This is a genomic window from Jejubacter calystegiae (assembly GCF_005671395.1).
Lineage (GTDB): Bacteria > Pseudomonadota > Gammaproteobacteria > Enterobacterales > Enterobacteriaceae > Jejubacter > Jejubacter calystegiae.
On record NZ_CP040428.1, the window covers coordinates 4082930 to 4103231 of the forward strand.

General features: G+C 55.8%; 18 protein-coding genes and 1 pseudogene. 4 read left to right on the forward strand and 15 right to left on the reverse strand.

Features of this window, described 5'->3' with window-relative positions:
* Window positions 1–151: 151 nt before the first annotated feature.
* The 3 genes from lapB to pgpB form a co-directional block, all read right to left on the reverse strand.
* Entirely contained in the window at window positions 152–1321 is a 1170-nt protein-coding gene (gene lapB / locus FEM41_RS18900; protein ID WP_138097729.1) for a lipopolysaccharide assembly protein LapB, read from the reverse strand.
* A 6-nt stretch (window positions 1322–1327) separates the two neighbouring features.
* Complete coding sequence (locus FEM41_RS18905) at window positions 1328–1642, reverse strand: LapA family protein (RefSeq protein ID WP_138097730.1); 315 nt, start codon at window positions 1640–1642, stop codon at window positions 1328–1330.
* A gap of 151 nt (window positions 1643–1793) precedes the next feature.
* Window positions 1794–2546 carry a phosphatidylglycerophosphatase B gene (gene pgpB / locus FEM41_RS18910; RefSeq protein ID WP_138097731.1) on the reverse strand — a complete coding sequence of 251 codons (753 nt, stop codon included), beginning with the start codon at window positions 2544–2546 and terminating at the stop codon, window positions 1794–1796.
* A gap of 209 nt (window positions 2547–2755) precedes the next feature.
* Here pgpB and ribA point away from each other — a divergent pair, with 209 nt between their 5' ends.
* Complete coding sequence (gene ribA / locus FEM41_RS18915) at window positions 2756–3346, forward strand: GTP cyclohydrolase II (RefSeq protein ID WP_138097732.1); 591 nt, start codon at window positions 2756–2758, stop codon at window positions 3344–3346.
* Between the two features lie 67 nt (window positions 3347–3413).
* Here the strand turns inward: ribA and acnA are convergent, their stop codons facing one another.
* From acnA to topA, 6 genes are all read right to left on the reverse strand, one after another.
* Window positions 3414–6089, reverse strand: coding sequence for an aconitate hydratase AcnA (acnA, locus tag FEM41_RS18920; RefSeq protein ID WP_138097733.1), 2676 nt, complete (start codon window positions 6087–6089; stop codon window positions 3414–3416).
* A 307-nt stretch (window positions 6090–6396) separates the two neighbouring features.
* Window positions 6397–6492: a small membrane protein YmiC gene (gene ymiC, locus FEM41_RS25085; protein WP_277752980.1), complete on the reverse strand. Its 96-nt coding sequence runs from the start codon at window positions 6490–6492 to the stop codon at window positions 6397–6399.
* Window positions 6493–6652: 160 nt separating this feature from the next.
* Window positions 6653–6820 carry a hypothetical protein gene (locus tag FEM41_RS24625; RefSeq protein ID WP_168198741.1) on the reverse strand — a complete coding sequence of 56 codons (168 nt, stop codon included), beginning with the start codon at window positions 6818–6820 and terminating at the stop codon, window positions 6653–6655.
* A gap of 2 nt (window positions 6821–6822) precedes the next feature.
* Entirely contained in the window at window positions 6823–6951 is a 129-nt protein-coding gene (locus tag FEM41_RS18925) for a YmiA family putative membrane protein (RefSeq protein ID WP_241666522.1), read from the reverse strand.
* Window positions 6952–7299: 348 nt separating this feature from the next.
* Entirely contained in the window at window positions 7300–8274 is a 975-nt protein-coding gene (gene cysB, locus FEM41_RS18930; RefSeq protein ID WP_138097735.1) for an HTH-type transcriptional regulator CysB, read from the reverse strand.
* A gap of 190 nt (window positions 8275–8464) precedes the next feature.
* Window positions 8465–11065 carry a type I DNA topoisomerase gene (gene topA / locus FEM41_RS18935; RefSeq protein WP_138097736.1) on the reverse strand — a complete coding sequence of 867 codons (2601 nt, stop codon included), beginning with the start codon at window positions 11063–11065 and terminating at the stop codon, window positions 8465–8467.
* A 392-nt stretch (window positions 11066–11457) separates the two neighbouring features.
* Between topA and FEM41_RS18940 the strand changes: the two genes are divergently transcribed.
* On the forward strand, window positions 11458–11709 hold the full coding sequence (locus FEM41_RS18940; RefSeq protein ID WP_138097737.1) for a YciN family protein: 252 nt from the start codon (window positions 11458–11460) through the stop codon (window positions 11707–11709).
* A gap of 199 nt (window positions 11710–11908) precedes the next feature.
* Here the strand turns inward: FEM41_RS18940 and sohB are convergent, their stop codons facing one another.
* Window positions 11909–12961 carry a protease SohB gene (gene sohB, locus FEM41_RS18945; protein WP_138097738.1) on the reverse strand — a complete coding sequence of 351 codons (1053 nt, stop codon included), beginning with the start codon at window positions 12959–12961 and terminating at the stop codon, window positions 11909–11911.
* Window positions 12962–13200: 239 nt separating this feature from the next.
* Here sohB and FEM41_RS18950 point away from each other — a divergent pair, with 239 nt between their 5' ends.
* Both FEM41_RS18950 and cobO read left to right on the forward strand, forming a co-directional pair.
* Window positions 13201–13962 (forward strand): YciK family oxidoreductase, encoded by a 762-nt coding sequence (locus FEM41_RS18950; protein WP_138099259.1) that lies wholly within the window; start codon window positions 13201–13203, stop codon window positions 13960–13962.
* Window positions 13959–14549: a cob(I)yrinic acid a,c-diamide adenosyltransferase gene (gene cobO, locus FEM41_RS18955; RefSeq protein WP_138097739.1), complete on the forward strand. Its 591-nt coding sequence runs from the start codon at window positions 13959–13961 to the stop codon at window positions 14547–14549. The genes FEM41_RS18950 and cobO overlap by 4 nt, the downstream gene beginning before the upstream one ends.
* 87 nt (window positions 14550–14636) lie before the next feature.
* On the opposite strand, the gene rluB is transcribed toward cobO, so the two are convergent.
* The 5 genes and pseudogenes from rluB to FEM41_RS18980 all read right to left on the reverse strand — a co-directional run bounded on the left by rluB (window position 14637) and on the right by FEM41_RS18980 (window position 20271).
* Window positions 14637–15512 carry a 23S rRNA pseudouridine(2605) synthase RluB gene (rluB, locus tag FEM41_RS18960; RefSeq protein ID WP_138097740.1) on the reverse strand — a complete coding sequence of 292 codons (876 nt, stop codon included), beginning with the start codon at window positions 15510–15512 and terminating at the stop codon, window positions 14637–14639.
* 199 nt (window positions 15513–15711) lie between these two features.
* Window positions 15712–15852, reverse strand: a pseudogene (locus FEM41_RS18965) (helix-turn-helix domain-containing protein); the annotation flags it as partial.
* A 121-nt stretch (window positions 15853–15973) separates the two neighbouring features.
* Window positions 15974–17416 carry a hypothetical protein gene (locus FEM41_RS24765; protein WP_206665535.1) on the reverse strand — a complete coding sequence of 481 codons (1443 nt, stop codon included), beginning with the start codon at window positions 17414–17416 and terminating at the stop codon, window positions 15974–15976.
* Between the two features lie 312 nt (window positions 17417–17728).
* Complete coding sequence (gene pmrB / locus FEM41_RS18975; RefSeq protein WP_138097741.1) at window positions 17729–18814, reverse strand: two-component system sensor histidine kinase PmrB; 1086 nt, start codon at window positions 18812–18814, stop codon at window positions 17729–17731.
* A gap of 116 nt (window positions 18815–18930) precedes the next feature.
* Window positions 18931–20271, reverse strand: coding sequence for a carbohydrate porin (locus FEM41_RS18980; RefSeq protein WP_138097742.1), 1341 nt, complete (start codon window positions 20269–20271; stop codon window positions 18931–18933).
* Window positions 20272–20302: the final 31 nt, after the last annotated feature.

The window sequence follows — 20302 nt, forward strand, 5'->3', positions numbered from 1 at the left end:
TGATAAACGGCAGGCATTCTACCCGCCCCCCCGCCAAAAGAACAGCCGCAACCCTGGTTAGCTGACAAGCTTGACGAGGGGCTCGACGCCGGACTGTTCGCGGTTTTAACATCTATAAGTATGTTGTAACTAAAGTCGCTTTTTTTAAAAATTACTGGCCATCGAGGCCGCGAATCGGTTTCACCGTGGACCAGGCACGACAGGACGGACAGTGCCAGTACATAGTAAAGGCGGTAAAGCCACACTTACGGCAGCTGTAGCGCGGTTTGGTACGCAGCTGTTCGCCTACCATATCGCGCAGTGCCATCAGGCTCTCTTTCGCGCGCCCTTCTTCCGCCTCGCCCAGGTGATAGTCCATCAGTCGATGGAATACCCGAGTGGTGGGATGCTGCTGGAGCCGATGGGTAATATAGACCTGAGCCGCTTCGTGCCCTTCCCGCTGTTCGATAATGGTGGCCAGCATCAGTTCCGCCGTCGCACCGGTATTTTCGTCTACGCAGCGGCGCAGGAATGTTTCCCACTCCGCCGGTTTTTCCAGATGTTGGTAGCAGGTCTGAAGCATCTCCAGCGTTTCGCTCACCAGATCTTTATCCTGCTCGATGACCCGCTCCAGATGTTCCGCCGCCCGGGCATAGTCACCCTTTTCCATCAGCAGGCGCCCCATCATAATAGAGACCCGCGCGCTGTTGCGATCCGCCGCCGCGCCTTTCTTCAGCAGCGTCATCGCACGATCGAGGTCGTCATTGCTCATCAGCTGCAGCGCCTGTTCACAGTAAAAGTGAGCGATCTCCACCTTCTGTTTGTCGTACCCCAGCTTCACCAGACGCTCTGCGGTATCGATCGCCTTCTGCCAGTCGCTGGTGGCCTGATATATTTGCAACAGCTGCTGCAGGGCGCTCACCCGGAAATCGGTCTCATCCACCAGTTGGGAAAACATATCTTCAGCCCGATCATACAGCCCCGCAGCCATGTAATCGCGGCCCAGTTGCTGTACGGCGAGCAGGCGCTGATCGTAATCGAGGGAAGCGCTCTCCATCAGGGCCTGATGGATGCGGATGGCGCGGTCAACTTCGCCGCGCGAACGGAACAGGTTGCCCAGGGTCAGATGCGCCTCTACGGTACCGCTGTCCTCTTTGAGCATATCAAGGAACAGATCGACCGCTTTATCCTGCTGATTCGACAACAGAAAGTTGACCCCGGCCACATATTCACGCGACAGGCGGTTAGCTTCCTGCTGCTTATCGTTGTGCGCACTTCTGCGCCCCATATACCAGCCGTAAGCCGCGGCGACGGGTAGCAGAAGAAACAGCAACTCCAGCATCTAACGTTATTCCTTCACGGCTGGCATGGCAGCACCGGCAGTGGCTTCAGGCATCGTACTATCGCCCAGTTTCTGCTCCAGGCGCTTTACTTTACGCTCGGCACGCACCAGCGACAGGCGTACACGCAACCAGAACAACCCGCAGATAAGCCAGCCGATAAGAAAACCGGCGCCGAACAGCGTCGCCAGCAGCGTCGAGATGCGATAGTCCCCCTGGGCCAGCAGGTAGTTAAAGTGAACGACTTGATCGTTTTGCGCACCCAGCGTCACTGAAATAATGAAAATTGCCAGTACCAGTAAGAAAATCAGTAAATATTTCACATTACTTCCCGTATGTGGTTGTCATCGGATAAAGCCTGACCGAAACCCTGCGTCCAGTCCTATAAATTACCATTTCCCTCTCTGACGGGGAATCATAAAGCGCAGGCCCTTTAATGATATATGGAGGCAAAAGCACCTTTTTACAACACTTTCAGCCGGATTCGCCGGTCTGGCCCTCTTCCCGGGCTGGCGTCAACGGTCCGCACAGTCGCCGGGTCAGCCAACACGCCACGGTGACCAACAGCCAGGCGATAGCGGTAGAAGCCATCAGATCCTGCGGCCAGTGCATTCCCAACAGCAGCCTGCTACCCATCACGCCAGTGGCCCATATCATCAGCACCACCACGCTGATAACCCGCCTGCGCGGCCACAGTAGCCCCACGGCCAGTAATGCCCAGCTGGCGGCAAACATGGTATGCCCGGAAGGAAATGCGAAACCGGTCTCTTTCTGCCAGTGGCCACGCAGCCAGCCCGGTAACTCATGATGCTGTTCGAGTAGCGTTTTCACCTGCTGCCCACGCTGCTGGCGATTTAAATCATAGAACTGCTGAGCCGGAATGCCATGAGACTCCTCAAGCCACATCACATAGGGGCGAGGTTCCTGAACCTGCTCTTTAACCCAGGATTTTACCCCCTGACCGCCGAGGATAGCCGCTCCCAGGATCAAAAACAGCACCAGTGCCGCCTTCAAACGGAAGCGCAGACACCAGAGAAACCAAAAAAACAGCACCAGATGAGTTATTAGTCCCCAGGGTTGAGTTACCGTTTCCGTAACCCAATACATCATTTTCAGCCACAGTGCGCTTTCACCCGGCTGCCACTGCCAGCCAATTAGTGACACTGTAACAGGCATCGCCAGCAGAATAATTGCGCCAGTGGCGGTACGTTTTGCTATCGACAACATCGCTTCTCCTTGTTTGCCGCGTGCTTCAAGGATAACCGAAAAAGTGCACCGAAGGAAAAAACGGCCGCTCCGCTTCGGGGGAGAATGATTGTCGTTATTGCCAATGAGGCGATTGTGCCCGCGATGTGGCAAAATAGCCGATAATAATTGCATACAGCCAGCAACTGGCGGGGGCATTGCAGGCCCTGGATGCGTATCTGGAGAATCACATGCAGCTTAAACGTGTGGCAGAAGCCAAACTGCCAACCCCCTGGGGCGACTTCCTGATGGTGGGTTTTGAAGAACTGGCAACCGGACAGGATCACGTCGCCCTGGTGTATGGGGATATCAGCGATAACGCGCCGGTGCTGGCGCGCGTCCATTCGGAGTGCCTGACGGGCGATGCCCTGTTCAGTCTGCGCTGTGATTGCGGTTTCCAGCTGGAAGCGGCCCTGAGCCATATCGCTGAAGAGGGACGCGGTATTCTGCTCTATCACCGCCAGGAGGGGCGTAATATCGGACTGCTGAATAAGATTCGCGCCTACGCGCTTCAGGATCAGGGTTACGATACCGTAGAGGCCAACCATCAACTGGGGTTCGCCGCCGATGAACGAGACTTCACCCTCTGTGCGGATATGTTCAAACTGCTGGGCGTGGATGCTGTCCGTCTGCTGACCAACAACCCGCGCAAGGTAGAAATTCTGACCGAATCGGGTATTAATATCGTCGAGCGGGTTCCGCTGATTGTCGGGCGCAATCCCAAGAACGAGCGCTACCTCGATACCAAAGCCGCCCGTATGGGGCATCTGCTTTCCGAATAACGCTTTCCCCGCGTTCAGACAGCAACGGGCCGCGCAGTGCGCGGCCCGTTTTTCTTTACCTGTTTACTTAATTCAACATATTGCGGATCACATAGTGCAGAATACCGTCGTTCTGATAGTAGGTCAGTTCAGTGGCGGTATCGATACGACAGCGGCAATCCACCACCTCCTGTCGGCCATCCGGGAAGGTTATGGTGACAGGGACAGCGGCGCCGGGTTGCAGCGCGTTCAGACCGCGAATATCCAGGGTCTCCTCACCCGTCAGCTTCAGGGTTTTACGGGTTACCCCCTGTGGGAACTCCAGCGGCAGAATCCCCATGCCAATCAGGTTTGAGCGGTGGATACGCTCGAAGCTTTCGGCTATAACCACCCTCACCCCCAGCAGACGCGGCCCCTTGGCTGCCCAGTCGCGGCTGGAACCGGAACCGTACTCCTTACCCGCAACCACCGCCAGCGGCGTCCCCTGCTGTTGATAATGCATAGCGGCATCGTAGATGGCGACCACATCATTCCCCGGCAGCAGTCGGGTCATTCCCCCTTCCACCCCTGGCACCATCTCGTTGCGGATGCGGATATTGGCGAAGGTGCCGCGCATCATCACCTCATGGTTGCCGCGTCGCGAACCGTAGGAGTTAAAGTCCTGGCGCTCTACGCCGTGTTCCTGCAGATAGCGCCCGGCGGGACTATCCGCCTTGATGCTGCCCGCCGGGGAGATATGGTCGGTCGTCACCGAGTCCCCCAGCATCGCCAGCAGGCGAGCGCCATGGATATCGTTAACCGGCTCGGGTTCAGCCCCCATCTGCTCGAAGAACGGCGTCAGCCGGATATAGGTGGAATCCTGCTGCCAGCCGTAGGTATCGGCGCTCTCCACCTCAATAGCCTGCCACTCCGGCGTGCCTTCAAAGACTTCCGCATATTCTTTGCTGAACATAGCGGTAGAGACCTGCGCCACCGCCTGCGCAATCTCAGCGCCTGAGGGCCAGATATCCTTGAGATACACCGGATTGCCGGCGCGATCTTTCCCCAGGGGATCGCGGGTCAGATTGATGTTCATATTACCGGCCAGCGCATAGGCCACTACCAGCGGCGGCGAGGCCAGCCAGTTGGTTTTCACCAGCGGGTGGATGCGCCCTTCGAAATTACGGTTGCCGGAGAGTACCGCCCCCACAGTCAGATCGCCGTCGCGAATCGCCTGTTCAATAGGCTCCGGCAAGGGGCCGGAGTTACCGATACAGGTCGTGCAGCCATAGCCCACCAGGTTAAAGCCCAGTTCGTCCAGGTACGGCGTCAGCCCGGCCTTCGCCAGATAGTCAGAGACCACCTTAGAGCCCGGCGCCAGCGAAGCCTTAACCCACGGCTGACGCATCAGTCCGCGCTCCACCGCGTTTTTCGCCAGCAGGCCGGCGGCCATCAGCACGCTGGGGTTTGAGGTATTGGTACAGGAAGTAATGGCCGCAATCGCCACCGCCCCTTCCGGCAGCTGATACTGCTGACCGTCCAGGGTATAGGCTACCGGTTCCCGGGGCTGCTGTGGTTTATTCAGCTCCAGTTCGGTGCTGGCACTGAAGGCGGCCGGCACATCGCCAAGCGCCACGCGGTCCTGCGGCCGCTTCGGCCCGGCCAGGCTGGCTTCGACATCGCCCATGTCCAGTGCCAGGGTGCTGGTAAATACCGGCTCATCTCCCGGATGACGCCAGAGCCCCTGAGCCTTCGAGTAGGCTTCCACCAGAGCTACCTGCTCCTCGCTGCGGCCACTCAGTCGCAGATAGTCCAGCGTCACATTATCCACCGGGAAGAAGCCACAGGTCGCGCCGTATTCCGGCGACATATTGGCGATGGTCGCGCGGTCCGCCAACGGCAGCGAATCCAGCCCATCGCCATAGAATTCAACAAATTTGCCCACCACGCCATGCTTACGCAGCATCTGGGTAACGGTCAGTACCAGGTCGGTAGCGGTAATGCCCTCACGCAGCTTGCCGGTGAGCTTAAAGCCCACCACATCCGGAATCAGCATCGAGACTGGCTGCCCTAACATGGCGGCTTCGGCTTCAATACCGCCCACGCCCCAACCCAGTACGCCAAGGCCGTTAATCATGGTGGTATGGGAATCGGTGCCGACCAGAGTATCCGGATACGCAATCCATTCCCCCTGCTGCTCTTCACTCCAGACGGTTTTACCCAGATATTCCAGATTCACCTGGTGGCAGATACCGGTACCAGGCGGCACAACACGAAAGCGACTGAACGCCTGTTGACCCCAGCGCAGAAAAACGTAACGTTCATGATTACGCTCCATCTCCAGTTGGACGTTTTGTTCAAAGGCCTGTTCATTGCCGAAGCGATCGACGGTGACCGAGTGGTCGATCACCAGATCGACCGGCGACAGCGGATTGACCTTCGCCACATCGCCTCCCAACCGCTTCACCGCTTCGCGCATGGCGGCGAGATCCACTACCGCAGGCACTCCGGTGAAGTCCTGCATCAGTACCCTCGCGGGCCGGTAAGCGATTTCCCGATCCGCGTGGGCCTGTTTTAGCCAGTCGACCAGCCCCTGGATATCCTGCCCGGTCACCGAATCGCCATCCTCCCAGCGCAGCAGATTCTCAAGTAGTACCTTCAGCGACTTGGGCAGACGCTGAATGTCCCCCAGTCTGGCGGCAGCCTGCGGCAAACTGTAATAGTGATAAGTTTTGTCCAGTACCTGCAGGGTGTCCTTACTGGCTTCCCGTAGTGTCGACGACATAGCTCCTCCTTAGATCGGGGAATCGTGATACCCCGGACAGTCGTCCGGGTTTGTATTAAAGATAACACAAACATAATGTAACGTTTTGATAACAACCCAAAATGCTAAATCCTGGTCCATAGAAGGGTTATTGCGTTAACCGGGAATAAAACAGCAAATCGGGAAAAGTCGTCGACGGATTTATAACGAACATCAATCAGGCATGCGTGCGCAATAAACACCATGTAATAAGAAGGGATATTTTCGCCATCCATTAAAGACAGCATTGATGCAGATAGCAAAACGCCCGCGATGCGGGCATTTTGAATTAGCGGGTAATAACCCAGACCAGCTGAGCCCAGAACGCCATTGACAGGCTAAAGGCGCTCAGCCATGACCAGTATTTGACGCAATGTCTATTCATAATAAAAGTAACTATTAATTTTATTAATGGATTCAGGTTGATACTTTTATCAACCCCCGGCTGCTGTGGTTATTTTTCATTCAAAAGGTGGTTCGTTATTACTATTAATAGCAAAAAACTCACCATTCCGGATTTACTGACCGGTATTAATTGTTAACTATTATTGTTTTTTGTGATCTTCTTCAGCAAATAAATCAATAAAATCTTGTTGCTGTTTGGTTAACTTCCAGCTGACAGGAAGTTTAATCCCCGAGCGATGCCCGGTTTTATGTTCGTCATTTTTCTGACATACCCGGGATACGGGTGAAATCGGTGTCTGAATCGTCATAATCAGCCCCAGAATTTCCAGACCAGCAGAAGGAGACCTCCCCAAAACAGCGCCGACACCAGAAATGCCGCAACCCAGGCTTTACGCTTCAGTTCCGGATCCCGTTGCAGATCGTCGTTTGGAGATGACATTGCAGACCTCTTACAATCGACATCACTTATCATAATGCTACCTAACAATTGGCGGGACTAATCGCCATTGGGATTAATCCTAAAGAAACTCTAGCTCAAAATCCAGCGTATTTACGTATATTTTCGCGCCGAAAATTAAATCTTTTGATCTGAAATAAATTATTGGAATCCAGGGTTTGCCGGAAAGCGACTTATTAACTATTGTTATTGCCGTTATGTAATGAGTTGTGGTAGGGAAAGTTATTAAAAGGCAGCGCTATTAGAAATGAGGGTAAATATGAGAGGGATTACTATTATCTTTCTCTGCTGTTTCGGCGACCCCCTTTTCGCAGGAAGCCGCCGCTGCGATTATTTCGATGGCAGCTTAATATCGCGGAACATCGCTTCAATATCGTCGTTAGAGCGTAACGCCACTGCGGCATCCACCACATCACGAGTTAAGTGCGGCGCAAAGCGCTGAATGAAATCATACATATAGCTACGCAGGAAGGTACTGCGGCGAAAACCTATCTTGGTGGAACTGTGGCTAAAGATGTCGTGAGCATCAATCCGCACCAGATCGGGATCGGATACCGGATCCACCGCCATACTGGCTATCACCCCTACTCCCAGCCCCAGACGTACATAGGTCTTAATCACGTCGGCATCGGTGGCGGTAAAGACGATACGCGGCGTCAGCCCCGCGTGGTTAAAGGCGGTATCCAGCTCCGAGCGCCCGGTAAAACCGAAGGTATAGGTAACCAGCGGATACTGGGCCAGCTCCTCAATGCTAAGACTCTCTTTAGAAGCCAGCGGATGGTCAGGCGTGACTACCACACAGCGGTTCCAGTGATAGCAGGGCAGCATCACCAGATCGTCATACAGATGCAGCGCTTCGGTAGCGATAGCAAAATCGGCATTGCCTTTAGAGACGGCCTCGGCAATCTGGGTTGGCGATCCCTGATGCATGTGCAGCGATACCCGCGGATAACGTTCTATGAATCCCTTGATCACGCCCGGCAACGCATAGCGGGCCTGGGTATGGGTGGTAGCGACATACAGGGAGCCCTTGTCTGGCCAGGTGTGTTCGCCAGCCACCGACTTGATGGCATCCACTTTGGACAACACCTCGCGAGCAATGCGAATAATCTCCTCGCCGGCGGGGGTGACCTGGGTTAAATGCTTACCGCTACGGGCAAAAATTTGAATGCCCAGCTCATCTTCCAGCATTCGCACCTGCTTACTGATGCCCGGCTGGGAAGTATAAAGCCCTTCGGCGGTGGAAGAGACGTTAAGGTTATGGTTAACCACCTCAACGATATAACGAAGCTGTTGTAATTTCATGGCTGTCGGTCCGGGATTAAGCGCGCCACACTTAAGATGATTCGAGAATAAGGAGGGGCATGGCTGTAACAACTATATCACTTATAGCTGATTTGTATAGACCAAAAGAAAAGATAATAATCAGGTTATAACCAGGGGATAAAAAAGGGCCGGAAAATCCGGCCCCTGAAGTTTTTACAGCATGTGAAGATTATTTTTTCTTACCTTCCACCCACTTACCATCCACGAAGAAAGCAGACCAGCCGGTTGCTTTACCCTCTTTTTCGGACGATACGTACTGCTGTTTGGTTTTACGACTAAAGCGCACCACCGTCTTGTTGCCATCCTGGTCCTGCTGCGGCGCGTCGGCCAGGTACCGCAGTTTCTCCGGCAGGCGATCGCGGAAGCGGTACAGCTCTTCCACCAGCGGCGCCCGGGTTTCCCGGGATTTGGGGAAGGTGTTAGCCGCCAGGAAGATCCCTGCCGCACCATCGCGCAGTACGAAGTAAGCGTCTGATTTTTCGCACGGCAGTTCCGGCAGCGGAACCGGATCTTCCTTCGGCGGAGCCACTTCGCCGTTACGCAAAATCTTACGGGTGTTCTTACACTCGTCGTTGGTGCAGGCCATGTACTTACCAAAACGTCCCATTTTCAGGTGCATTTCACAACCGCACTTCTCGCACTCCACCACCGGACCGTCATAGCCCTTGATGCGGAACTCGCCCTCTTCAATCTCGTAACCGTCACAGGCCGGGTTATTACCACAGACGTGCAGCTTGCGTTTAGGATCGATCAGATAGCTGTCCATCGCCGTGCCGCATTTCGGGCAGCGACGCTTAGCACGCAACGCGTTGGTTTCGGCATCATCGCCTTCCAGTACGTTGAGTACTTCGTTTTCCGGCACCAGGTTAATGGTGGTTTTGCAGCGCTCCTTCGGCGGCAGCGCGTAACCGGAACAGCCCAGGAAGACCCCGGTGCTGGCGGTACGGATTCCCATGGGACGGCTACAGGTCGGACATTCGATGCTGGTCAGGACCATCTGGTTCGGACGCATGCCGCCCTCTTCCGGATCCTTCTCGGCAGTTTCCAACTGGTCGCTGAAGTTGTCGAAAAAGTTATCCAGGACCTTACGCCACTCCTGCTGATGGTTGGCCACCTCATCGAGTCGGCTTTCCATCTGGGCGGTAAAATCGTAGTTCATCAGCTCGCGGAAGTTATCTTCCAGGCGATCGGTCACGATTTCACCCATTTTTTCCGCATAGAAACGGCGGTTTTCAACCCGCACATAGCCGCGATCCTGAATCGTCGAGATGATCGACGCATAGGTGGACGGGCGGCCAATACCGCGTTTTTCCAGCTCTTTAACCAGCGAAGCTTCGCTAAAACGCGCAGGCGGTTTGGTAAAGTGCTGTGCCGGAATCAGATCCACCAGCGACAGCGTATCGCCCTTCTCGACCGCCGGCAGAGTGCGATCTTCATCGCCCTTACGCAGCGCCGGCATCACCCGGGTCCAACCGTCGAAGCGCAGAATGCGCCCGCGGGCCCGCAGTCGGAAGTCACCGGCCCCAACCGTGAGAGTGGTGGAGTCATACTTCGCCGGGGTCATCTGGCAGGCCACAAACTGGCGCCAGATGAGCTGATACAGGCGCTGAGCATCAGACTCCATATCTTTCAGGGACTCCGCCACGACATTCACATCGGACGGACGGATGGCCTCGTGGGCCTCCTGAGAGTTGTCTTTACTCGCATACTGGTTCGGCGATGCAGGCAGATACGCTTTACCGAAATTGTCGTCGATATAGCCGCGCGCCATGCTCAGCGCATCCTGACTCAGGTTGGTGGAGTCGGTACGCATATAGGTGATATGCCCCGCCTCGTACAGACGCTGGGCCAGCATCATGGTCTTTTTCACGCCAAAGCCCAGACGGGTACTGGCCGCCTGCTGCAGCGTGGAAGTGATGTAAGGCGCGCCTGGCTTGCTGCTGGTCGGTTTATCTTCGCGCTCCACGACGCTGTAGCGTGCTTTTTCAAGCAGCGCCACCGCGGCCATGGTCTGTTCGCGCGTGACCGGACGGAACGGCTTATCGTTCTGATGCGTCACTTCCACCGGCAGGTTTTCGCCGCCCGGCGTGGTCAGGTTAGCATCGACTTCCCAATACTCTTCCGGCACGAACGCTTTGATTTCACGCTCGCGCTCCACCACCAGACGCACCGCCACAGACTGTACGCGTCCGGCAGACAGGCCGCGGGCTATTTTCTTCCACAGCAGCGGCGAGACCATATAACCCACCACACGGTCCATAAAGCGCCGCGCCTGCTGGGCGTTGACCCGGTCGAGGTTCAGTTCACCCGGCTTTTCAAACGCCTGGCGAATCGCATTTTTGGTGATTTCGTTAAATACCACCCGGCTGTAACGCGTATCGTCGCCGCCAATCACTTCCCGCAGGTGCCAGGCAATGGCTTCCCCTTCGCGGTCAAGGTCGGTTGCGAGATAGATGTGGTCGGCTTTCTCAGCCAGCGCTTTCAGCTCAGACACCACCTTCTCTTTGCCAGGCAGTACTTCGTAGTGGGCCGCCCAGTTGTGCCAGGGGTCGATACCCATACGGTTGACCAGAGCGCCACGCTCATCCTTTTTGCCTTTCCTGGCCGTTTTGGTGGAGGCTGAGTCGGCGCTCTTTTTTTGAGTTGAACCGCTGGTCGGCAAATCACGGATGTGCCCTACGCTGGATTTCACCACGTAGTCACTTCCGAGATACTTGTTGATCGTTTTGGCTTTTGCCGGGGACTCAACGATGACGAGAGCTTTACCCATATTCACCTTTACCTAATCTGATTCTTCCTGCTGATTATTCAGAGAACGTGTCGGTCGATTCACCTGCCACTGGCGACCAGCCTCTATATGGCGACAGCGCAAATGGATATCAACCCTGCTCTACCGGCGTCGAAACGGGGATAAAGCAGGCACTATCTGTGCAATTTCGATGCAGCGCAACGGGATATTCGGCTGAATGTCAAGCAATTCTGTTGCCAGTTCTGCGAAAGCGTCACACTGTACCTGATAAAATTTGATACGCAACTTTATTAGCATGCAATAGCGAATCCCGCCAGCCAGCTAAACTTTACAGTTCAATACGTAAGCGACCGCAGAATTTGCCCGAACGCCGGACCGGGCGTAAACTACGCACGGTTTGTAAGGAGAATGTGATGCAACGTCAGACCCAACCCGTAACCCGGGAAACTCTGCTTGAAGAAGCAAATAAAATCATGAGCGAACATGAGGATTTTATCAAAGGGATGATCGCCACCGACGTGGTTGAGAAGAACGGCGTGTTGGTTTTTCGCGGCGAATACTTTCTGGACGACCAGGGGCTGCCGACCGCGAAGAGCACGGCGGTGTTTAATATGTTTAAACATCTGGCCCACGTCCTGTCGGAAAAGTACCATCTGGCGGACTGAGCGCCGTAAAAAAGGCCGCTAATGCGGCCTTTCAGATTGATGACTAAAGAGGGAAAAAACGCGGTTTTTCCCTCTTTGTGGTTGAGCTGCCGAAAATCAATAAATTGATTTTCCTTGTTTATTTTTCTGGTGATTCTGGCCGAACGCGTTCGGCCAGGTTCATCAGCAGCTTCAAAGGCCGCAAGTGCGGCCTTTCTGCTTAAGGTAACGGGCGTTCGCCCCGCTGCCACCAGCGCAGCAGCAGCCGGTCGGCGCTTTCTGCCGCGCTGCGGGTAAAGCGGTCCACCAGCTTCTTACGCTGTACATAGTGGACGTTGACCGCCTCAAAGCGTTCCAGGCGCGCCAGCAGCCAGTCATCGCTGGTGCCGATCTCATCCACCAGCCCCTTGTCCTGAGCCTGACTACCGTACCAGTGTTCACCCGTAGCGACCGCTTCCACGTCCAGCGCCGGTCGCATACTGTGCACGAAGGATTTGAACAACTGGTGTGTTTCGTTCAGATCTTCGCGGAATTTATCCCGACCCTCCGGCGTGTTCTCACCAAATAGCGTCAAAGTTCGTTTATATTGCCCTGCGGTGTGCAGCTCCACGTCAATATTGTTGCGTTGTAGCAGGCGGTGGAAGTTAGGCACCTGCGCCACCACGCCAATGGAGCCGATAATCGCGAAAGGCGCGCTGACGATTCGGTCGGCCACGCAGGCCATCATGTAGCCACCGCTGGCGGCGACTTTGTCCACGGCGACAGTCAGCGGGACCTTGTGGTCGCGCAGCCGCTGAAGCTGAGAAGCCGCCAGACCGTAACCGTGCACCACTCCCCCCGGGCTTTCCAGACGCAGCAGCACTTCATCCCCTGGCTTATAGGTCGCCAGCACGGCGCTAATCTCTTCACGCAGCGCAGTCACCTCATGGGCGTCCATGCTGCCTTTAAAGTCCAGCACCCACAGCACCGGCTTACGGGATGTGGTGTTCACCTGCCCCAGCTTCGCACGGGCTTTGGCCGCTTTCGCCTCCTGCTTACGCTGCCGCTTCTGCTCTTTGAGCCATAATTTACGCGCCGGGTCATCGAGTAATGCTTCGCTGAGGGAATTCTGCATCTCCTGATACTGCTCATTCAGTTTGGTGACGCGCAATTCACCGCGCTGCTGCTTTTTATGGCGCGCGGCATTCGCCACCAGCATGACGACAACGGCAATCGCTACCACCACCGTCACCACCCGGGCTAAAAACAATCCATAATTGACGATCAGATCCACATTTCCGCCTTTTCTTTCCTGATAGATAAGCTGACGACATTGTAACCTGAACTTCCCTGGCCGTCCCTCCTCCTTTGCAGGGGATCCCCCCCGGCGAAATATTTGCAAAATGTTAACAAGCGCCACGCCGTACGGCCATCTGATTGAAAAGCCAGGCGGGATCGGGCATAAAACCCGATATCAGAATCCTGCGAGTTCAGGCCTCGGGCCGCTCACTTACGGCTTAGGAGTCAGTTATGATGCATTACCAACCCACCATCGATCTGCTACAAAATCGGATAATCCTGGTGACCGGCGCCAGCGACGGCATTGGTCGCGAAGCCGCATTAACCTACGCCCGCTATGGCGCCACCGTGCTGCTGGTAGGCCGCAATGAAGAGAAACTGCGCGATGTCGCCAGTGAGATTCAGAACCGCGGCCTGGCGCAACCTCAGTGGTTTGTACTGGACTATGACAGCGCCGATGCCGAATCCTGCTATCAGTTCGGCCACCGGCTGGCGGGCCTGGTGCCGCACCTGGACGGCGTGCTGCATAACGCCGGAATTCTGGGCGATATCGTGCCGATGACCGAACAAAATCCCGAAGTCTGGGAACGGGTGATGCAGATTAACGTGAACGTCACCTTTTACCTGACCCAGGCGCTGCTGCCGCTGCTGTTGAAATCAAAGGCCGGCTCTCTGGTCTTTACCAGCTCCAGCGTCGGTCGCCAGGGACGCGCTGGCTGGGGCGCCTACGCGGTTTCTAAATTCGCGACCGAAGGTATGATGCAGGTACTGGCCGAGGAGTATCGCCACCGCAATCTGCGGGTCAACTGCATTAATCCGGGCGGCACCCGCACCAAAATGCGCGCCAGCGCCTTCCCAACAGAAGATGCCAGTAAGCTAAAAACGCCGGGCGACCTGATGCCGCTCTATCTGTGGTTGATGGGTGAAGACAGCCGCCGCAAAACCGGCATGAGCTTCGACGCGCAGCCGAAACGTAAGCCGGGGATTGCCGAATGAGCGATCAACGCCACCGCGAGCGCCAGCAGCGCCTGAAAGAAAAAGTGGATGCCCGCGTCGCCGCAGCGCAGCAGGAGCGCGGCATTCTGATGATCTTTACCGGCAACGGTAAAGGCAAAACTACCGCTGCATTCGGCACGGCAACCCGGGCCGTGGGGCACGGCAAACGGGTGGGCGTGATTCAGTTTATCAAAGGGGAATGGCCCAATGGCGAACGCAATCTGCTGGAGCCCCATGGGGTGGAATTTCAGGTGATGGCCACCGGCTTTACCTGGGAGACGCAGAACCGCGAAAGCGACACCGCCGCCTGCCTTGCGGTCTGGCAACATGGCCAACGCATGCTGGCGGATCCCGAACTCGATCTGGTGATTCTGGACGAGCTGACCTATATGGTCTCTTACGATTATCTGGCGCTGGACCGCGTACTTGAGGCGCTACAGGCCCGCCCTGCCCATCAGAGCGTTATTATCACCGGTCGCGGCTGTCACCGTGAACTGCTTGAACGGGCGGAAACCGTCAGCGAAATCCGCCCGGTGAAGCACGCTTTCGATGCCGGTATTAAAGCCCAGTTGGGTATTGATTACTAAGGTATTAAGAGTGTGGACCCGGAGCCTCTATGCCTTCCCCCTCACCCCAGCCCTCTCCCCGAGGGGGAGAGGGAGCCGGTTGGCACATTAGCGCGCGCCGCCCCGGCGCTGGCCGGTGTTCACTTTGCTGTGACGCTTCACTGCACGGCGGATCTGGTTGGCTTTCATCCGCCTTCTGTCCTTCTCTACCGCGACTTTGGTCGCAGTTTCCGGCGCCAGCTCCACCAGCTCGCGCAAGTAGTTGGTCTTATCCAGATCCAGTTCGGTCCAGCCGCCGCGCGGCAGACCTTTCGGCAACGCGATATCGCCATAGCGCACGCGGATAAGACGGCTAACCTGAACGCCCACCGCTTCCCACAGGCGACGCACCTCACGGTTGCGCCCTTCGGTCAGGGTCACGTTAAACCACTGGTTCATCCCCTCGCCGCCGCTGTAACGCAGGGTTTTAAAAGCCGCCGGACCATCTTCCAGCTGAACGCCGCGGGTCAGGGAGCGTAACTTAGCTTCGTCCACCTCGCCGAAGACGCGTACCGCGTACTCGCGCTCCACTTCCCGGCTCGGGTGCATCAGGCGGTTCGCCAGCTCGCCGTCGGTGGTAAACAGCAGCAGACCGCAGGTGTTCACATCCAGTCGGCCAACCGCAATCCAGCGCGCGCCGCGCAGCTTCGGCAGGCGGTCGAACACCGTGGGGCGCCCTTCGGGATCGCTGCGGGTACACAGCTCTCCTTCCGGCTTATAGTAAGCCAACACCCGGCAGATCTGGCCGGTACTGGCGTTAAGGGAGATCAAATGGCCGTCGATGCGGATACGCAGACCAGGGGTCAGCTCAACGCGATCCCCCAGAGTGGCAACCTTACCGTCCACGCTAACGCGACCGGCGGCAATCATACCTTCGATTTCGCGGCGTGAGCCATGGCCGGCACGCGCCAGCACCTTCTGTAACTTTTCACTATTGTCGCTCATGGAGCTCCTCGGGTGTCGCCTTCACAGGCGTCTTAACTACCGGTAAAACAGCGCGCTAACGCAAAGGCTAACCCACTATTATTTACGTAACTTTTCACATGGCACGTCATTAGATTTTAGTCCGTCACGGCGCGCCCGCTTATGTGGAGGCGTATGGTACACGAACTTCACGGCGAATGCTTGCCCCGTAACGAAGCCGCTAGTAATCTTCCGGCAACCTCCGATCGACGGAGATCAGCTTACCTTTCTTAACCGTAATATAGCCCCCTTCCCTGAGGTCGGACAGCACCCGATAAACGTAGCTACGCGACAGATTGGTGCGTCGGATAATCAAAGTGGCATAAAGGTGAAAAAGCCACTCTGGCTGGCAGTCGGGCACCGCTTGAAATCGAGCGGGTAAAATAAATGTTTCAGGGGAGGCTTAAGCCTCCCCTGATGTGTTTAATAAACCCGCGTCAACATCAGGAATAGTAAGTCACATTATTATAAGTCACACCGCTCAGCTCATTCTGAATGACGATCTCAGCTTTACTGATGGCTCTACCGTCCGGCGCCGTATAGCTCACGTCCTGAAAACCGACATTAGCCGGAATGGCATTAGAGGCAATCAGCTCACCACGGGTGTCGTAATAATTAACCTTCTGCCCGGAGTTAAGCCCGTGCAGCATAATGCTGAATGACGATGCTGGCGCATCGAATTCAACGGTCAAACTTCCCGACAAATTCGGATCATACAGGAAATTGCCCACCCCATTACCCGGATCATAGCCACGCCCCGAACCATTACCGGACCAGGTAACCTTTATTCCCTGGTCCTGATGGACATTGGGTATCGGCGCCTGCACGGCATAGTTGCTGTAATTCAGTAGATGTTTTTGAGGCTCCTTCTGAGACGCACCCGCAGATGCCGCCCCGCCGTATTCGCCTTCCAGAGAGGCAAACCAGGCCACTGTTTCCTGAGTGTGGGTCCCGTCTGAAACCGGGCTGCCCTTTGCCACCAGCTCGTTGATGCGCACGCTAAATCCCTCTGGCGTGACATCGGCTATACGGATACCGGGGGTGTCCGGGCCGTTAAAGGTGTTGGTCTGGGCAAAGACGACAACCCGGGAACCGGTGGGAAAAGGATACTGGAATTTAACCCGGGTGAAGGTTTCTATGCCATTCAGTGCAGAGGCCTGGTCACTATCCAGTTGAACGGTACCAAATTTCATATATCCCATCACTCCTGTGTTACTGGCAACAGTTTCATCGTCCACCGTCTCCAGGCTAATCGACTTTTCCAGTACCTCGCCCAATTTCGCGATATCGTCATCCCAGGTATAACTTTCCCCGCCAGTCTCTTCTGCCAGCCTGCGATATTCCGATTTCATCTTTTCGGCATCGCCATCGGCATATTTCTGACCTTCGCCCGGTGCTGACAGATAGCTGGAGACCATAACGTTATTGGCCTTTGCCGCCGCCACAGCCTCTTCCCTGGCGATTCGCTGCCCGCTACCGACCTTTAACCCACCGCCAAACAGGCTTTCGTTCCCCAGAACCATAATCCGCCGGTCGGCGCCGGGGTTCCAGTCAAACCAGTTGCTGATATCATCTACTGAGGGGGCGATATCCTCCTGCTCGCCGGCATAAAGCAGTTTGTCTGCTTTGGTTCTGGCTTTCAGCTTATCCGCCGGAGCACCGGCTTTCGTCAGATAATCACGAACCGTTTGCGTAATGCCCAGATCAGGGAAGATCCCTTCAATACCCAGATATTTTTCGCGGATCACACAGCCCTTTTCACGCGCTTGCGCTATCGTTTGCCGAACCTGCGTAACCAACGCCTTTGCCGCTTCTTCCATGCCCGGGCTGGTATCCACCACAAAAACATAATCAACGGGTTTACTGACAATTCGGGTCGTACTCATCGTTTACCCCATATGGTTCAATGTTCAGACAGAGGAATCACATAAGCAGTGATTACCGTTCCGATAAAACATTAGCCAGTATTTCGAAGGTTTCTTTTTTATTTCACTGAATACAATGGCATTCTGCGGAGTAGTATTTTCAATACATTGAAAAAAAAGGCAAATACACTGAAATGAGGTTTTTCTTATTTTAAATCAAACCATAACCTCCTGTATTATTTGCATAAATACAATTCCAGCGTGATTATGTGCCTTAATCGATATCCTGAGTGATTCGCAAAACGCGTTAATGTATGCGACCAACATGAGAATCTATTCGGAGCTTCCCCAGGCCCGAAGTCTGACCCGTGCCTGTAACCCCGGCTGCGGCGTGCGATTATTCAGTAACAGACGCCCCTGGTGCAGTTGCGCGATACGACTGACGATGCTCAGTCCCAGCCCGACGCCACCGTAGCGGCTGTCCATACGCACAAAAGCCTGGCTCAGTTTCTCGCGCTGGCTCTCATTGATGCCAGGCCCTTCATCCTCGACGCTCAGTTGCGGCAGCGGTGAGGCGGTGATGCTCAGGGTGATAGCGCTGCCTTGCGGGCTGTAACGGTGGGCGTTTTCCACCAGATTGCGCAGTACCACTCGCAGTAGCGTGGCATCGCCGCGCACCGCCACATCGTCTGCCAGGTTCAGAACCAGACGCTGCTGACGCCGGGACAGCATGGTCTCCAGCTCTTCCCAGAGAGGCGTGACCACGTCACCTGCCAGCATCACTCGCTGGTAATTTCCGGCGGCAAAAGCCTGCCCAACCCGGCTGAGCTGCAGCAGTTGCGCCACCCGTTCTTGCATCTGCTCCAGACGCGCCAGCAGAGGCTCAATGCCGGTTGTTCCCTGTCGCGCCTGCGCTTCCAGCAGACCCTGTATCTCTTCCAGCGGCATCTGCAACGCACTGGCGACATCGCGACTGAACATTCGTTCGTTTTCCAGCATCGCGGAAAGACGTGACACCAGTTGATTCAGCGCCCCCACCACCGCAGTGACCTCGGTCACCTGCCCCCTGGGCGCCAGCGGCGTCAGATTTTCAGCATCACGGCTTTTTAGCTCATGCTGCAAGCGGTCCAGAGGGCGGGTTATCAGCTTGATGGCCTGATAGCAGAACAGCAGCGTCAGCGTCACCATAATCAACCCCGGGACGATGAGACTGGTCAGCGCCTGGTGGATCTCGCGTCGCAGGTGGTTGTGGTAGTGATGGTTGTCCAGCGCACCCTGCACCAGATAGCGGATCTGATCCCGACTTTCGTGCCACAGCCAGAAGGTGCCAGACAGCTGACAAACCACCAGAATGGCGCCGATAACCAGCATCAACCAGCTGCGTAGCGTCAATGGCCGGAGAAGTCGCGGGTTAAGCATTGCGTATCCCGAAGCAAAGAGAAAAGAGAGAGCCGACGCCAGAGCGTCATCAGGCGAACAGGATAGCACAAGCGTACAGCCAAAAAAGAAACGGCCCCGTGAGGGGCCGTGGAGGATTAGAAGCTCAGGTTGGCGCTCAGACCGCCAATAAAGGCGTCGTCAACTTTGGTGACGGCGCCCGGGGCCGCAACGTACTGCAGGTTGGGACGCAGTTGCAGCCAGTTGGTGACATGGAAGTTATAGTAGATTTCGTAGTTGTATTCCGAGCCTTCCTGAATCGGCAGATAGGTCGGGCTGTTGTAATCCGCTACGCCATTTTCACGATTCTGAGCGCGCAGCATGCTGGTGTAGTCGGAGTTCACGTGGATACGCGCGGCACCGATACCGATCTCATCCTGAGGACGGGCGTCGAACGGACCTTTCCAGGCCAGAGAGATCGCCTGATAGTTGTCCGTCTTGGCCGTCTTATGGTCGTTCATCACCGCCTGCAGGGTCAGAGTCAGACCGCGGTCGGCGCTGCCGCCCTGGCTGAACAGCTGCTGCTGAGCAAGGATATAGCCGCCGTAGGAGTGAGCATCATCATGGTAAGCACCGTTGCGCCAGCTACTGTAGACATCGTCGTTGGTGGACGAGTAGTAGAAACCGATACGGTAGTTACCCGGCAGGTTATCCGGCCCGAAGGTCGGTTTCCAGCCCAGTTCCACCGGCACCAGGTTGCCTTCGGTCGGGTTGAACTCCAGGCGGAAGCCGTCACCGCGATCGTAGTTGTAGGGGTTCTGGTTATAGAAGCCCACCTGCAGGAAGACTTCTGGGGTAAAGTTGAGTTTTACCCGTCCGCCCCACTGGGAGACCGGCCAGTTATACCAGTGGTCGCCGCGCCAGTTCCCGGCCTGACCACTACCGAAGGCCAGGTTCTGGAATTTACTGTCGAAGTTATCGAAATCTTCACCGACGGTCACGCGACCGGCTTTGATATCCAGCACGTCGTTAAAGAAGCCCTTACGCAGCCAGAACTGAGTCAGACGCCAGGTCTGTCCGCGGCCGTAAACTTCCTGTACCGAGGAGAGCATCCCGGTACGCGGATCGGCAACCTGATCGGAAAGGTTATTACCGTCACGGTTAGTGATGGTCATCTGGAATTCGGTGTCCTGCCAGTCCAGCAGTTTTTCAAGGTCGAGGTTGACCCCGAAGGCCCACTGATCGCTGTAGCGCGCAGTGGTAGAGGAGTTATAACCGCCAGCGAAGTTAGACGCGGCCTCCATGGTGTAATCAACGTTAAATTTAACCCCTTTCTGTTCCAGCGCGGCGCGGTCGCCGCCCCAGTCGCCAAACATCCAGGGTGAGTCATAGCTGAATGGCTCGCCCGCCGCAGAGGCGCCACCAGCAAAGAGCGCCAGGCACAGCGCGCTAAGCGCCAGAGCCCCGTGTTTTTTTGTCACTGCCTTCGATTGTTTCATAAGTCATTATTTTTTTAATGGAAATGGAGCC

Excerpts from the sequence above, each read along its gene's own strand:
- ribA (WP_138097732.1), top strand. The coding sequence starts at position 2,756 with ATGCAGCTTAAACGTGTGGCAGAAGCCAAACTGCCAACCCCCTGGGGC.
- FEM41_RS18980 (WP_138097742.1), bottom strand. The coding sequence starts at position 20,271 with ATGAAACAATCGAAGGCAGTGACAAAAAAACACGGGGCTCTGGCGCTT.
- FEM41_RS18940 (WP_138097737.1), top strand. The coding sequence starts at position 11,458 with ATGCAACGTCAGACCCAACCCGTAACCCGGGAAACTCTGCTTGAAGAA.
- pmrB (WP_138097741.1), bottom strand. The coding sequence starts at position 18,814 with ATGCTTAACCCGCGACTTCTCCGGCCATTGACGCTACGCAGCTGGTTG.
- cysB (WP_138097735.1), bottom strand. The coding sequence starts at position 8,274 with ATGAAATTACAACAGCTTCGTTATATCGTTGAGGTGGTTAACCATAAC.
- FEM41_RS24765 (WP_206665535.1), bottom strand. The coding sequence starts at position 17,416 with ATGAGTACGACCCGAATTGTCAGTAAACCCGTTGATTATGTTTTTGTG.
- acnA (WP_138097733.1), bottom strand. The coding sequence starts at position 6,089 with ATGTCGTCGACACTACGGGAAGCCAGTAAGGACACCCTGCAGGTACTG.
- rluB (WP_138097740.1), bottom strand. The coding sequence starts at position 15,512 with ATGAGCGACAATAGTGAAAAGTTACAGAAGGTGCTGGCGCGTGCCGGC.
- ymiC (WP_277752980.1), bottom strand. The coding sequence starts at position 6,492 with ATGAATAGACATTGCGTCAAATACTGGTCATGGCTGAGCGCCTTTAGC.
- lapB (WP_138097729.1), bottom strand. The coding sequence starts at position 1,321 with ATGCTGGAGTTGCTGTTTCTTCTGCTACCCGTCGCCGCGGCTTACGGC.
- FEM41_RS24625 (WP_168198741.1), bottom strand. The coding sequence starts at position 6,820 with ATGACGATTCAGACACCGATTTCACCCGTATCCCGGGTATGTCAGAAA.
- pgpB (WP_138097731.1), bottom strand. The coding sequence starts at position 2,546 with ATGTTGTCGATAGCAAAACGTACCGCCACTGGCGCAATTATTCTGCTG.
- FEM41_RS18950 (WP_138099259.1), top strand. The coding sequence starts at position 13,201 with ATGCATTACCAACCCACCATCGATCTGCTACAAAATCGGATAATCCTG.
- topA (WP_138097736.1), bottom strand. The coding sequence starts at position 11,065 with ATGGGTAAAGCTCTCGTCATCGTTGAGTCCCCGGCAAAAGCCAAAACG.
- FEM41_RS18925 (WP_241666522.1), bottom strand. The coding sequence starts at position 6,951 with ATGTCATCTCCAAACGACGATCTGCAACGGGATCCGGAACTGAAGCGT.
- cobO (WP_138097739.1), top strand. The coding sequence starts at position 13,959 with ATGAGCGATCAACGCCACCGCGAGCGCCAGCAGCGCCTGAAAGAAAAA.